Raw genomic sequence first — 14387 nt, 5'->3', positions numbered from 1 at the left:
ATTAGTCTTAGGACTAAACCTGGTATTGAAAAGGAGCCTTAGGCTCCTTTTTTAGTTTTATACTCGTTATCAACGCTAACATTGGCACTAGCGGTTTTTTATTAAGATTTTATCCAGCATCTTACTGCTCAATATTCGTTTTAAGTATCCCATCAAATAGGTCGGAAACGTAACGTAATATCTCGCCTTTGCAGTCTTCGCACTCAGTGCGTGTTGCAGCACTTTATAAACAGCTTCTGGCTCTAAAGTAAATTTTTGCGGTGCTTCTTCTGAACCTAAGCGGTTAAGCTGCGCCTGATATGCTTTGTGATGTACACTATTTTCGTGATCGATATTCGCTAAAAAGGCGTGTTTCGCGTTTTCTCTAAATTTAGACACGATTGGACCTGGCTCTATTAGGCTAACTTGAATATTGCTATCTGAAAGCTCCATGCGTAAGGTGTCGGTAAGTCCTTCAAGTGCAAATTTACTCGCGTTATAGGCGCCGCGATATGGCAGTGCAACTAACCCAAGTACGGATGAGTTATGAATAATGCGGCCTGCGCCTTGCTTACGCATTTGCTCAACTGCGAGACAGGTGAGCGTATGCCAGCCAAAAAAATTAACTTCAAATTGTTGCCGTAACACCTCTGTAGGCAAGTCTTCTACCGCACCAGGTTGGCCGTAGGCACCGTTATTGAACAACGCGTCTAGCTGACCATTTGCGATTGTCAAAGCTTGGTTAAAGCCATCATTTATACTTTGCTCGCACGCTAAGTCGAGCAAAATACATTGAATGTCTGTGCCTTCAAATTTATTCAAGTCTTTTGCATTTCTAACCGAAGCAATAACTTGATATCCTGCTTTTGACAATTGCACAGCGCAGTAATAACCAATCCCGCTAGAACAACCTGTGATTAAAATTGATTTTTGTACGCTCATTTGATCCCTAAAGTTATGGTTATCTGCGATTAACTGCAAATTTTTGTTGAATCACCGCACATTGTAAGCCGATATCTAAAATATTGATATAATTGGCAGATAAAAGCAGAGGAATAGATAAATATGATGAGTTCCAGCATTATTATGCTTACTGCAATGCTAGGTATGAGCGGTCATTTACCACCTTTGATAGAGTGGCAGGGCAAAAGTGAACAACTATTACAACAACAAGGCCCATTAACGACTGATTTTGAACTAAGTGGTGCGATAGATTCTCCTAATTACGCCGATACGATGGCATTTGTTGACCGCCTAGTGGCTGCTAATCCGACCCAATTTAAGCTAGAGACGATCGGATTTAGCAATAGTAATCGCGCGATTAAGATGATTGTTGCAACGGAGCAGGGCGGTGACAAGTCAAATGTTATTAATAATGGTAAGCCAACCATTTTAGTACAAGCTGGTATTCATGCCGGAGAAATTGACGGCAAAGATGCCATGTTTATGTTGCTTCGCGATGTTGCAACCGGTAAGCGCCGTGATATCTTGACGAAAGTGAATTTACTCTTTATCCCTATTCTCAACGTCGATGGGCATGAAAGGCGCAGCGAGTTTAACCGTATAAATCAACGCGGCCCGACTGTTATGGGCTTTAGAACCAATGCCAATAACTTAAATCTGAATCGTGATTACACTAAATTGGATACGCCAGGAGTTAAGGCGGTCATGCAGGTGATTAATGAATATAATCCGGATCTGTACATCGATGTTCATGTAACGGATGGCGCAGACTACCAATACGATGTCACTTATGGTTTTAACCCAACTTTTGCAAGTGAGTCACCGGCAATAGCTGAGGTGTTAGAAAATCAGATTTCGCCACAAATTAATGCTGCGCTTGCCGCTCAAGGGCATATTCCAGGTCCGCTTGTATTTGTGATGGATAAACGAGATTTTAAAAAAGGGCTAGCTGGTTGGGTGGCAACGCCAAGATTTTCAAATGGTTGGGGAGATTTAAAGGGGCTGCCTACCATACTTGTAGAGAATCACTCATTGAAACCCTATAAGCAGCGTGTACTGGGCACCTATGTGTTTATGGATGGCGTTATCAGTGGCCTTTCAAGCAATATTCAGGTATTACGAGAAGCGGTTCAAAAAGAGGCTGAATTCACACCTAAACAATTGGTTGTTGAACGCAGCTATGCAAAAGAGCCTGACTTTATTCAATTTAAAGGCATCCAATACAAGCAGTTTGAAAGTGCATTGTCTGGTCATTTGGAAGCTAAGTACTTAGGCGAGCCACAAAACTATGAGAAGCTGCCAATTTATTGGCAGAAGGAAGTAAAAACAACGGTGAATGTACCTGAGCAGTTTTACATTCCACCTGCATATCCGGAAGTGATCGAAAAATTAAAACTGCATGGAATAACCGTTTCTACACTGCCGGATGGAACGGTAGTGGAAAAAGTAAACCAAGCTACAGTAAAAGACTACAAGTTCGATACGGCTCCTTTTGAAGGGCGCTTTAGAGTAAATGCGACTTTTGACATTAAGGAGCTCTCAGATAAGGTCGATCTCAGTGGGTGGTATAAAGTAGCAACGGCACAAAAATCTGGAGAGCTGGTGACTCACTTGCTACATCCAGAGGCGCCAGACTCATTTTTTGCTTGGGGGGAGTTCAATACTATTTTCCAACGTACAGAATATGTTGAAAATTATGCACTTGAACCTTTTGCGCGAAAAATGCTAAAACAAAATCCAGCAATGGCGCTAGCCTTCGATAAAAAAATACGTGAAGACAAGCAATTTGCAAACGATCCAAAAGCGAGGATGGAGTGGCTTTATGCAAGAACTCCGTTTTATGATAATGCGTATCTTAAATATCCTGTTTTGATGTCGTTTGGAGCGAACTAACCATGCAAGTGTTCACAATTCCAGTTACCCCGTTTATGCAAAATTGTCGTGTTATCGTGTGTCCAGAAACACAAGCCACTGCAATTGTAGATCCAGGTGGTGAAGCGGAAAAAATTATCGCGCAGTTGGACACTCAGGGGTTAGTGCCAAGCATGATCTTGCTTACCCATGCGCACCTTGATCATGTGGGGGCAAGTACAGAATTAAGTGAACATTTTAATATCGAGATTATTGGGCCTCATCAGGGCGACCAATTTTGGTTGGAAGCCTTGCCAATGCAATCACAAATGTTTGGTTTTCCTAATCATGCTGCTTTTTTACCATCAAAGTGGTTAAATGATGGTGATAAGGTTAAGGTGGGAAACTTAGCTCTCGAAGTCAGACATTGTCCAGGGCATACTCCAGGGCACGTGGTATTTTATGAACCACACTCAAAACAGGTTTTAGTAGGAGATGTGTTGTTTAAAGGGTCTGTTGGTCGTACTGACTTTCCAAAAGGCGATGCAGCTCAACTAAAACAGTCTATACAAGATAAACTGTTTACTTTGCCTGATGAGGTCGTGGTGCATTCGGGCCATGGTGAAAATACCTCAATTGGCTTCGAAAAGGCGACAAATCCTTTTATGAGTGGCCGATTTGGTTAAATATAGTGGAAGTGGCATAGTAGTGGTATGCATTTTTTAATTTGCTATGCTTCAGGGAATAACAATCAGCATCGGTTAATAGACTGATGTGCTAATTAAACTAGAATAGATATGTCATTGAACCAAGTAGATCGCCAGATACTGGCATTGTTACAGCAAGACGCAAGTCTTTCTACCGCTGAAATCGCTGATAAAGTGGGACTATCTCAGTCACCTTGTTGGCGTCGCATCGCTAAATTAGAGCAAGACGGTTACATCAAAGGCAAAGTTGCATTGCTGGATGAGAAGAAACTCGGATTTGATATGTTAGTTTATGCGCATGTTAGGCTTTCAAACCATGGCCGCAATAACCTTGCCGAGTTTGAAAAATTGATCTTAAGTTATGACGAAGTGACAGAGTGCTACTCTATGGCAGGCACCATGGACTTTATGCTACGTATCATTTCGAAAGGAATTGAAGGCTATGAGCAATTTGTTCGTGATAACTTACTTAATTTAGAATTCGTCCAGGAAGTACACTCAAACGTTACAATGACTTGCGTTAAGCGCAGCACTTCCTTACCACTTTAATACAATTTGTTGCCCTGCTTCGTTGGGTAGGGCTTCCCGTCATCTTTTCACCATTGTTCTATACTACAATATAAACCGCTTTATTGAGCTATGTATTGCAAACGAGTGTGCGATACAAGCTTGTATCTTATTTGTTAAAGGCGCTGCTTTTTGCTAAAATCCGCGGCCTTTGTGTTCATAGTCAATTCACACCAGAGGATATTGATGTTTAATCTTATCAGCAAAGCGCCTAGCTCTGCTAAAAACGATGTACTGTCTGGGCTTACGGTCGCTTTGGCACTTGTGCCTGAGGCTGTGGCTTTCGCTTTTGTTGCACAAGTAGACCCATTAGTCGGTTTATATGCAGCATTTATTGTCGGTCTTGTGACTTCAATCTTTGGTGGTAGGCCGGGTATGATCTCGGGTGCAACAGGGGCTCTTGCCGTGGTAATGGTGAGCCTTGTTGTTGAGCATGGCGTAGAATATCTCTTTGCAACCGTATTACTCATGGGCCTCTTACAAATACTCGCGGGTATATTTAAGCTCGGCAAGTTTATACGTATGGTACCGCATCCTGTAATGCTAGGCTTTGTAAATGGCTTAGCTATCGTTATCTTCCTCGCCCAGCTTGGACAATTCAAAGTACTAGACGAACAGGGGAATCTTACGTGGATGCAAGGTGAGGCGCTATATATTATGGCTGGCTTGGTAGCATTGACTATGGCCATTATTCACTTTTTACCAAAGCTAACAACCGCCGTGCCTTCGAGTCTAGCGGCGATTTTAGTGGTAACCGGTATTGTTATTGGTTTAGATTTAGATGCTCGTAATGTGCTTGATTATCTGAAAGATATGTCAGGTAACGTAGATGCAACGATAGCTGGTGGTTTTCCTGCTTTCCATATCCCAGAAGTGCCATGGACATTTGAAACATTTAAAATCATCTTCCCATACGCACTTATCCTAGCAGCTATTGGTTTGATTGAATCTCTACTAACGCTCACGTTAATCGACGAAATCACCGAAACACGTGGTCACAGTAACCGAGAATGTATTGGTCAAGGTGCGGCTAACGTTACTTGTGGTGTGTTTGGTGCGATGGGTGGCTGTGCGATGATTGGGCAATCAATGATCAATATTAATTCTGGTGGACGTAGCCGTTTGTCAGGTATCACAGCGGCATTATTACTACTTGTATTTATTCTGTTTGCGGCAAGCCTTATCGAGATGATCCCGCTTGCGGCGTTAGTTGGTGTAATGTTTATGGTGGTATTAGGGACTTTTGAATGGTCAAGTTTTAGATTAATAAGAAAGATCCCTAAATCAGATGCATTTGTAATCGTCTTGGTGTCGGGGGTTACAGTGATTACGGATTTGGCCATCGCAGTTTGCGTTGGTGTCATTGTTTCGGCACTCGTATTCGCGTGGGAGCATGCGAAACATATTTACACCAATAATTATATTGATGAGCAAGGCTCCAAGGTATATGAATTACACGGACCTCTGTTTTTTGGGTCGGTGAAAAACTTTGCTGAGCTGTTTGATGTTAACAATGACCCTGATGATATCATTGTTGAATTTAAACATAGCCGTGTTGCTGACCACAGTGCAATTGAAGCGATAGATGCGTTAGCTGAACGTTATAAAAAGGCTGGTAAAACGCTGCATCTTCGCCACTTAAGCCAAGACTGTAAAGTATTGCTAAGTAAAGCTAAAGATCTCGTTGAGCTAGACGGCCAAGCAGATCCTACTTATAAAGTGGCATCTGACAAGCTTGCTTAAGAGCGACAGTTTGAATAGATGAATATAAATTAACTGGTTAATTTATTTTAAAAAAAGGCACTAAGGTGCCTTTTTTATTTGCGGCAAGGTGTGTAAAAACTGAGACCACCAGCAGTGAATAGAGACGACATGCTGAGATATAATCCAGTTAAGATAGAAGAGGTATAATCATTTTGAAGTGGCAATCACTGGTTGATAACAGGCAGAGATTTTTCTGGGTATTACAAATAGCCGGTTGGCTGGGCTACGCGCTAGTTAACTATATTGGCTCAAAAGTCTTTGAAATGCGCGATATTTATGTGTTTGTCATCGCATTAAATGCCTATGCAGGTTGCTTGATGACCGTACCGCTACGATACCTCTATCGTAAAATTTGGAATGCAACACCGTTGGTGCTGATATTCGTTGTGTTTACGGCGTCATATGTAACTGGAACACTATGGGCGGTCGTTCAGAAGTTTAATCATTGGGAAATATATCGCCACGGATATCGACCGGATGAGTGGTTTTATTACTTACAGCAGGGACTAGACTCTGTCTATATCATACTCTGTTGGAGTGGGCTGTACTTTGGTATTAAGTATTACCAGTTGCTACAGAGTGAGCGCCAAAAAGCTTTGAAAGCCAATACTATGGCCCATGAAGCGCAATTGAAAATGCTGAGATATCAATTGAATCCGCATTTTCTATTCAATACGCTTAATGCAATTTCAACGCTTATATTGGTTGAAGAAAACAAAGATGCGAATCAAATGGTCTCAAGGCTCAGTGATTTCTTGCGCCATACATTGAACACAGATCCAATAAAAAAGGTACCGCTTGAGCAAGAACTACATGCGTTAAAGCTGTACTTAGAAATTGAGAAGGTGCGCTTTGATGAGCGCTTATCTATTGAGCTTGATGTGACAGAAGAAGCCGAACAGGCACTAGTACCAAGCTTGATCCTACAACCACTCATTGAAAATAGCATTAAATACGCAATTGCCCATATGGAGCATGGCGGCAAAATTGAAATAAAAGCGCAGGTGTTTGCTAATGAACTACTCTTGGAAGTAGGAGACAATGGTCCTGGCGCGGAACTGGAAGATGGGCAACTGAAAAGTGCACAGGGAGTGGGTTTAGCGAATACCAAAGACCGTTTAAAAACCTTGTACGAAAACAACTATTCATTTGTGCTATCGGATAATGAGCCAACTGGTTTGAAGGTAAACATTCGCGTTCCATATGAAAGGGCGAAGAAGTAATGAGCAAAATTAGAACACTAATCGTAGATGACGAGCCGCTAGCGAGAAAAGGGCTAGCGGTAAGGTTAAGAGATTTTTCTGAAATCGAAGTTGTAGAATTGTGTGGCAGTGGTCAACAAGCAATCGATCTATGCAAATCAGAGGACATAGATCTGGTCTTTCTCGATATTCAAATGCCGAACATGAACGGTTTTGAAGTAGCGAGAGCGTTAAGTGAAAGTGTTAAACCATTGCCTGCTATCGTATTTGTAACCGCGTTCGATCAATATGCTGTAAAGGCATTTGAGATCCATGCGCTGGATTACATCTTAAAACCCGTTGATGACAACAGATTAAAACAGGCGGTGGAGAAAGTGCAAAGCTATTTAAAAACACAACAAGACAATGCGCATAAGAAAAAGCTAGCCAGCTTTGTTGCAGGGATCACTGGTAATAACTGTGAAGAAATCCTTAAAAAACTTGCAACAGGAGATACAATTGAAGATAAAAAATTCCCTGAGTCGCTCGCGGTAAAAGAGCAGGGTGAAATCATTCGAGTATCTACATCGTCAATTCAGTGGATTGATGCAGCCGGTGACTACATGTGCTTACACTGTAGCGATGGTCAGACTCATATTTTACGTAAAACAATGAAAGATCTAGAACAAGAGTTAGATCCAACATTATTTGTGCGCGTACATCGCTCTGCAATTGTTAACACTAAGCAGATCAGTAAACTGGTCACGCAAAGCAGTGGCGAATATTTATTGGTACTTGAGAATGGTCAAGAGCTTAAAGTCAGCCGTAGTTACCGTGATAAAGTAAAGGCCGCACTCGCAAGCTGATACGATAGCGAGCTAAAGTGATTTGCACCGTGTTTAGCCTACGGTGACGTAGTGTATTTTATGTGCTTGTACACTTTAGAGTCTTCTAAGGAAAGATGAACTAGGCAGCAAGGCTACCTAGTTCAACACTTTTACACTGTGACGATTTTCAGCGTGTTACTGGCGCCGATAGTTTCCATCTTATCACCGTGTGTGATGATCACTGTGTCGCCTTTTTCCAATGAGCCTGCAGCTACTAGCGTATCAAGCGCTTCACGAACGGTTGAATCATCTGAGCATTGCGTCGAGTCAAATCTTACCGGATAAACACCACGATAGAGTGATGCCTGCCCAAGCGTTGATTGATGGCGAGACAGTGCGTAAATAGGCAATCCAGAACTGATACGAGACATCAATTTTGCGGTATTACCCGATTCAGTTAGTGCGACAATCGCCTTTACTGAATCTAAATGGTTTGCTGCGTACATTGCTGACAAGGCGATAGTTTCACAGGTATCAGCAAAACGGCTGTCTAAACGGTGTTTAGAGATATGGATCTGTGGTTGAGATTCAGCACCTAGACACACACGTGCCATTGCCGCGACCGTTTGTTCTGGGTAATCACCAGCTGCGGTTTCCGCTGAAAGCATTACCGCATCTGTGCCATCAAGCACTGCGTTTGCGACATCCATAACTTCAGCACGAGTTGGCATTGGGTTGTCAATCATTGACTCCATCATTTGGGTAGCAGTGATCACCGTACGGTTTAGTGAGCGAGCACGGCTGATAATTTGCTTCTGTTTACCAACAAGCGCTGCATCGCCAATTTCTACACCTAAATCACCACGGGCAACCATCACCGCATCAGAAGCCAATACGATATCGTCAATCGCTTCTACGGTTTCAACCGCTTCTGCACGTTCGATTTTTGCAAGTAACTGTGCATTAGAACCTGCTTTCTCCGCCAACCCTCTAACGTAACGCATGTCGTCACCACTGCGAGGGAACGAAACCGCGATATAGTCCACACCAATTTCTGTTGCTGTGAGCAAGTCTTCTTTGTCTTTGTCAGTAAATGCAGGTGCTGTTAAGCCGCCGCCTAACCGGTTGATCCCTTTATTATTCGACAATACGCCGCCGACTTTAACACTGGTATGAACCAAGTGATCTTGTACTTCTTCAACAACAAGCTGAATAAGTCCATCGTTCAATAACAGTAAATCGCCTTGTTTTACGTCATTCGGTAATTCCTTATAGTCGATACCCACAGCTTCAACGTGACCTTGGCCAGGCTCCATTTTTGCGTCGAGAGTGAATTTTGCACCCACTTCTAGGAACACTTTGCCTTCTTTAAATGTTGAAACGCGGATTTTAGGACCTTGTAAATCTGCAAGGATCGCTACATTTACACCCAAGCGTTTAGCAATTTCGCGAACGGCTTCGGCTCTATTTTTGTGATCTTGAGCGACACCGTGTGAAAAGTTTAGTCTGACTACGTTGGTACCGGCACGAATGATTTTTTCTAAGTTGTTATCTCTATCCGTCGCTGGCCCCAGTGTTGCGACGATTTTTGTGCGTCTAAGCATCAGATTCTCCTGTTAGCTTATCAAGGTAAGCAAAAACTTATGAATGTGTTAAAAGCAAATCAAAATTGCTGTTTTTTTACACATGTCACATTGTAAAATCACGATTTAACTAATTAGAGCATAAAGAATTATGCAAAACCCTTTTTAACACTCGAATTAAGTTATATGATCTATATGTCATCATTATGACACCGGTGTCAGTGGCCGTCAATCGCGAATATTTTACCTTACAGCTTAGGGGACTATTTGAGATTTATCACAAAATTGGTGAATTCGTGCTGCTGTCACTATATTGCTATACAGTGAATTGTGTTAGCTGTCATATTTTGGGGACCAATATGATATCAGTGAATTGTGTGTCTCGCTGGTCAATCATGGTCGCTCAGGTATAATGCACATACACGAACGCATAAAGTTTTGATGTTACCGAGGAGGAAACTAAATGCAGGTTGCATTAGTTGGTTTGGGTGTGATGGGTAAAAACCTCGCGCTAAATCTAATTGAGAAGGGGATGACCTTAGTCGCTTACGACAAGAACCCCGAAGTAGGTGCGGAATTATTGAGTTGCGCACAGTCGTTAGGTATGGCGGAGCGCTTACACATAGTGTCTGATCTCGGTGATATGATCAGAAGATTAGAGACTCCTCGCTCGATTTTATTACTCGTTCCAGCAGGTGAACTAGTAGATAAAGTTTGTAGCGATTTGGTTGAAGCTGGAGTTGAAAAAGACGATATTATCGTTGACTGTGGTAACAGTAATTACAAAGATGGTATTGCACGTAAATTGAAGTATCAGAATAAATTTGAGTTTGCCACTATGGGGATCTCTGGCGGTGCCGAAGGTGCACGTCATGGTCCTGCAATGATGGCAAGTGGGTCAGAAGGTGGCTGGGAGCGTATCGAGCCTTGGTTCGAAAAGGTTGCTGCGAGCTACAACAACGAATCATGTTTCGCGCGTGTTGGGCAATCGGCCAGCGGTCACTTTGTTAAAATGGTGCACAACGGTATTGAGTATGCGTTGATGCAGCTCATTGCGGAGCTTTATCAATTGCTTCGTTTGGGTACCGGTTGCTCTCCTAAAGAAGTAGCAGAGATTTTTGAATCTTGGTCTGAAGGTAAATTAAATAGTTATCTGCTTGCAATTTCTAGCCACATTTTAAGTCTAGAAACAGAGCAAGGCGAGTCTTTAGTCGACCTTATCGACAATAAAGTAGGGGCTAAAGGCACAGGTCTTTGGACGGCGCAAAACGCATTGGAGCTTGGTATTGCCGTACCTTCACTTGTCGCTGCGGTACAAGCTCGCCATCTTACCAATACCATTGATACGCCAGCTGCAAAAGAAATGACGTATGCGAATAAATCAACGCAAACAATTGACGTTGATTTAGACGAATTAAAAGACGCATTCTATTTTGCCAGCTTGCTATGTTACCGCCAAGGTCTTGCATTGATTAAGGGCGCCTCGCGTGCACACCAGTGGAAAGTTGATCTCAACAAAACACTACAAACATGGCGTGCAGGTTGTATCATCCGAGCTGACTACCTAGACGATATCGCTGAAGGTGTTGAATTTATCGATTCACTTGAGAAGCCAGCACTTGCGCTACGTAGCATTACAGGTAAAGCTGTGGCGACCGGTTTGTCTTTCCCTGTGCTTGCAGCGACGCAAACTTATATTGCAACACTGAGCACGCCAAGCAATGGACACTTGGTGCAAGCACAGCGTGATTACTTTGGTGAGCACGGTATAAAGACACACAGTGGTGAAACTTGTCATCTTACTGATCTTGTCGATATCGAAGCAAAAGTTAGATAATAACCGACGTTCGGATCATTTTGAACTGATTAAAAGCCGTGGTAACGATACCACGGCTTGTTGTCGCTCTACTTAGCTTACCACTATCGAGTTAGCTCACCACGCAGATTGTCTTGCATCAAATGGCGGATCGTTTCAAGTTCAAGCTGCTGGCTAAATAAATAGTGTAGCTTTGTTAAGCATGCTTCTAGTGTCATATCGTAGCCACTGATCACACCACAGTTTAATAACGCATTTCCTGTCGCGTAGCCGCCCATATTCACTTTTCCTTGAATACATTGGGTGAGGTTGATAATCACCACTCCGCGGTCGCTGATTGCTTTAAGCTCAGTTAAAAAATGCTCGTCTTGTGGCGCGTTACCAACACCGAAGCTCAATAAGATTAACGCTTTCATCTCGCCACGCATTAGGTTCTTAAGGATTTCAGTTGAAATCCCTGGATACAAATGCATTACCGCGATAGGTTGAGGTAAAATCTTGGTGACTTGCAAGCTTTGCTCAACGTAAGGGCTTAGCTTCCCTTCGATCAGCTGAATATTGATCCCAGCTTGTGCCAGCGGCGAAAGGTTTGGAGAAGCGAATGCATCGAAGCCATCAGCATGAGCTTTGATTGCTCTATTACCGCGGTAAAGTTTATTGTTGAAAAACAAACTTACTTCGGCGATAGGGTAGTTGGCAGCCAAATACATCGCGTTTAATAGATTTACTTGACCATCAGAGCGCAGTTGTGACAACGGAATTTGAGAGCCGGTCACTATCACAGGTTTTGTTAAGTTCTCAAACATGAAGGATAGTGCAGAGGCAGTGTAGGCCATTGTATCTGTGCCATGTAGCACCACAAAGCCGTCGTAGTCGTGATATTTTGATTGAATGTCATCCGCGATAAGTTGCCAGTGATGCGGTGACATATCTGACGAATCAATTAACGGGCAATATTCATGAATATCAAAAAGCGGCATTTCATCGCGAGTAAACTCAGCGTTATTTTTTACCGTATCTGTTAGGTATCCTGCAACCGGAACGTAACCGCGACTGGATTGCTTCATACCAATGGTACCACCGGTATAGGCGATATATATTTTTTTTCTTTTCATAAAAAAGCCCAGAATAAAATCTGGGCTCAGTATAACAATTACAGCACCACAATTGCAGTGCTTAATCGATTTTACTCAGGTGAAACGTTACACACTAAGCAAAGCGTATAGACATGGTTAGGATCGTTAAGCTGGCCTAACATCTGAGTTTGTAGTGCTATTGTATTGCTAACACTGTCTAGGGTATTTAATGCAGTTTTTGCGAATATCGATTGCTCAGGTACAAGGGCACTAATGGCGCTTTGCACCATAGATGCACCGAATAATTGCTGCATCAGCTTTTCTTGCTCGGTGAGTGTTTGTTCTATAGTGATAACATCATACATCTCTAAATTGGCAAGACTTGCTGCTGCTTCAATGGCATCGTTCTTGTTACCTAACTTATCAACTAGGCCAAAATCAAGCGCCTGAGTTGCTAGCCAGACTCGTCCTTGCGCAACATCGTTAACCGCTGACTTATCAAGGTTTCGCTCGGTTGCAACCATAGAGATAAACTTATCATAGGCATCTTCAACCCCCATCTGGATAAGGTTTTTATAGCCACCATCTATCCCTCTGAATGGAGATTGGCCTTTTAATTCGGTTGTTGCAACACCATCAGAGTATATGCCTAATGAGTTTGCTGCATTTTCAAAGGTCATGATCATGCCAAATACACCAATAGAACCCGTGATCGTGCTTGGTGATGCCCAAATTTCATTAGCTGACGCTGCAATCCAATAACCACCAGAAGCTGCAACTGAACCCATTGATGCTATCACGGGTTTTCCAGCGGCTTTTAGTGCAATAACTTCATTACGAATGGTTTCAGAAGCAAACATGCTACCACCGCCAGAGTCAATTCTTAGTACAACGGCTTTCACTTTGTCGTTAAGGCGGGCCTTTTTAAGTAGTGCAGCTGTTGAATCGCCACCAATAGCACCAGCTTTACGCTTGCCATCAGAGATTTGACCTTTAGCAACAACCACTGCGACTTTTTCGGTAAATGGATTTTCTGCAAACTCTTTAGGCGGCAACGTCGATAGATATTGATTGAACGAGACCTGTTTAAAAGATTTTCCTTTTGCATCGAGACCAACTTCATCGATCAGTTTCTGTGCAAATGCCTGATTGGTCGTTAACGCATCGACCCATTGGTTGTCGATAGCGTATTTGGCTGAATCGCCTTGTGCCGCTTCCATTTTGTCTGTTAATGCAGCGAAGGTCTCATCAAAATTAGCCACATCAAAACCGCGGTTTTCGGCCACTTCTATTTTATATTGTGTCCAAAGCGGGGTGATCCATCCAAGATTCGACTCTTTTGCTTCAGGTGACATATCGCTGCGAATATAAGGCTCAACGGCCGACTTATATGTACCAACGCGGAAAATATGTTGCGTAACTTTAAGCTTATCAAGAGCCTCTTTGAAATACAGCGGGTACATGCCAAAACCGGTGATGTTAACCCCACCGTAAGGGTGTAGAGAAATTTCATCGGCTACTGAGGCGAGATAATATTGAGCTTGAGTGTAATAAGCACCATGCGCATAGATTTTTTTGCCTGCTGCTTTGAATTGCGCGAGCGCGTCTTTGATATCTCGTAATTTATCGAGATGGGCGCTATGAAGACGTTGTAAATCAAGATACATCACGGTAATTCGGTCGTCTTGAGCTGCTTTATTGATAACATCGATGACATCATCTAGTAAAATTTCACTTGGCTCTTCTGAGTCACCAAAAGCATCACTCATGGCCGCCTCAACAGGGTCAACATAGGTTAATTGTTCGACTATGATACCGTTCAGGTTTAAACGTAATACGCTTTTATTTTCGACCTTAACCTGATCCTCACCAGATACAATGCTTATCACTATGGCGATAAGAATGAATAAAAACAGCAGATTTAGAATTAATCGCCTGGAAAAGTTCAGTGTGGCCCAAATGCCTTTAAAAATATTCGCTATCAGTTTCAAAATGATCCCTTATGCTTAACTTCAATACAACGCTATACATTTATCATATATCAGAGCGAGTTTCATGAATAATAGAAAAACG

11 protein-coding genes are annotated in these 14387 nt (G+C 42.6%); 7 read left to right on the top strand and 4 right to left on the bottom strand.

Annotated elements, in window-relative coordinates; all coding sequences use genetic code 11:
- Positions 1–87: 87 nt before the first annotated feature.
- Positions 88–921 (bottom strand): SDR family oxidoreductase, encoded by an 834-nt coding sequence (locus NO992_RS05080; RefSeq protein ID WP_371374908.1) that lies wholly within the window; start codon positions 919–921, stop codon positions 88–90.
- Between the two features lie 123 nt (positions 922–1044).
- Here NO992_RS05080 and NO992_RS05075 point away from each other — a divergent pair, with 123 nt between their 5' ends.
- The 6 genes from NO992_RS05075 to NO992_RS05050 all read left to right on the top strand — a co-directional run bounded on the left by NO992_RS05075 (position 1045) and on the right by NO992_RS05050 (position 7878).
- Positions 1045–2835 (top strand): M14 family metallopeptidase, encoded by a 1791-nt coding sequence (locus tag NO992_RS05075; protein WP_371374905.1) that lies wholly within the window; start codon positions 1045–1047, stop codon positions 2833–2835.
- A 2-nt stretch (positions 2836–2837) separates the two neighbouring features.
- Positions 2838–3479: an MBL fold metallo-hydrolase gene (locus tag NO992_RS05070; protein ID WP_371374901.1), complete on the top strand. Its 642-nt coding sequence runs from the start codon at positions 2838–2840 to the stop codon at positions 3477–3479.
- A 111-nt stretch (positions 3480–3590) separates the two neighbouring features.
- A complete protein-coding gene (locus NO992_RS05065) occupies positions 3591–4049 on the top strand; it encodes an Lrp/AsnC family transcriptional regulator (RefSeq protein WP_010376979.1) in 459 nt (152 codons plus the stop codon).
- Between the two features lie 204 nt (positions 4050–4253).
- A complete protein-coding gene (locus tag NO992_RS05060; RefSeq protein WP_010376980.1) occupies positions 4254–5810 on the top strand; it encodes a SulP family inorganic anion transporter in 1557 nt (518 codons plus the stop codon).
- Positions 5811–5983: 173 nt separating this feature from the next.
- Positions 5984–7054, top strand: a complete 1071-nt coding sequence (locus NO992_RS05055) for a sensor histidine kinase (protein WP_017217305.1) — start codon at positions 5984–5986, stop codon at positions 7052–7054.
- Positions 7054–7878: a LytTR family DNA-binding domain-containing protein gene (locus NO992_RS05050; protein ID WP_010376983.1), complete on the top strand. Its 825-nt coding sequence runs from the start codon at positions 7054–7056 to the stop codon at positions 7876–7878. Before NO992_RS05055 ends, NO992_RS05050 begins: the two co-directional genes overlap by 1 nt.
- Before the next feature lie 131 nt (positions 7879–8009).
- Here NO992_RS05050 and pyk read toward each other — a convergent pair whose 3' ends face one another.
- The gene (pyk, locus tag NO992_RS05045) at positions 8010–9443 is read right to left on the bottom strand and encodes a pyruvate kinase (RefSeq protein WP_371374896.1); all 1434 of its coding nucleotides are present in this window, start codon (positions 9441–9443) and stop codon (positions 8010–8012) included.
- A 442-nt stretch (positions 9444–9885) separates the two neighbouring features.
- Between pyk and gndA the strand changes: the two genes are divergently transcribed.
- Positions 9886–11259, top strand: coding sequence for an NADP-dependent phosphogluconate dehydrogenase (gndA, locus tag NO992_RS05040; protein WP_371374893.1), 1374 nt, complete (start codon positions 9886–9888; stop codon positions 11257–11259).
- An 83-nt stretch (positions 11260–11342) separates the two neighbouring features.
- On the opposite strand, the gene ansA is transcribed toward gndA, so the two are convergent.
- Both ansA and sppA read right to left on the bottom strand, forming a co-directional pair.
- On the bottom strand, positions 11343–12353 hold the full coding sequence (gene ansA, locus NO992_RS05035; RefSeq protein WP_349196846.1) for an asparaginase: 1011 nt from the start codon (positions 12351–12353) through the stop codon (positions 11343–11345).
- A gap of 71 nt (positions 12354–12424) precedes the next feature.
- Positions 12425–14305 (bottom strand): signal peptide peptidase SppA, encoded by a 1881-nt coding sequence (gene sppA, locus NO992_RS05030; protein ID WP_371374889.1) that lies wholly within the window; start codon positions 14303–14305, stop codon positions 12425–12427.
- Between the last annotated feature and the right edge of the window lie 82 nt (positions 14306–14387).

Source organism: Pseudoalteromonas sp. DY56-GL79 (genome assembly GCF_041414765.1).
Lineage (GTDB): Bacteria > Pseudomonadota > Gammaproteobacteria > Enterobacterales > Alteromonadaceae > Pseudoalteromonas > Pseudoalteromonas piscicida.
The sequence above is the reverse complement of the archived record's forward strand: the minus strand, read 5'-3'. Positions and strand labels throughout refer to the sequence as shown.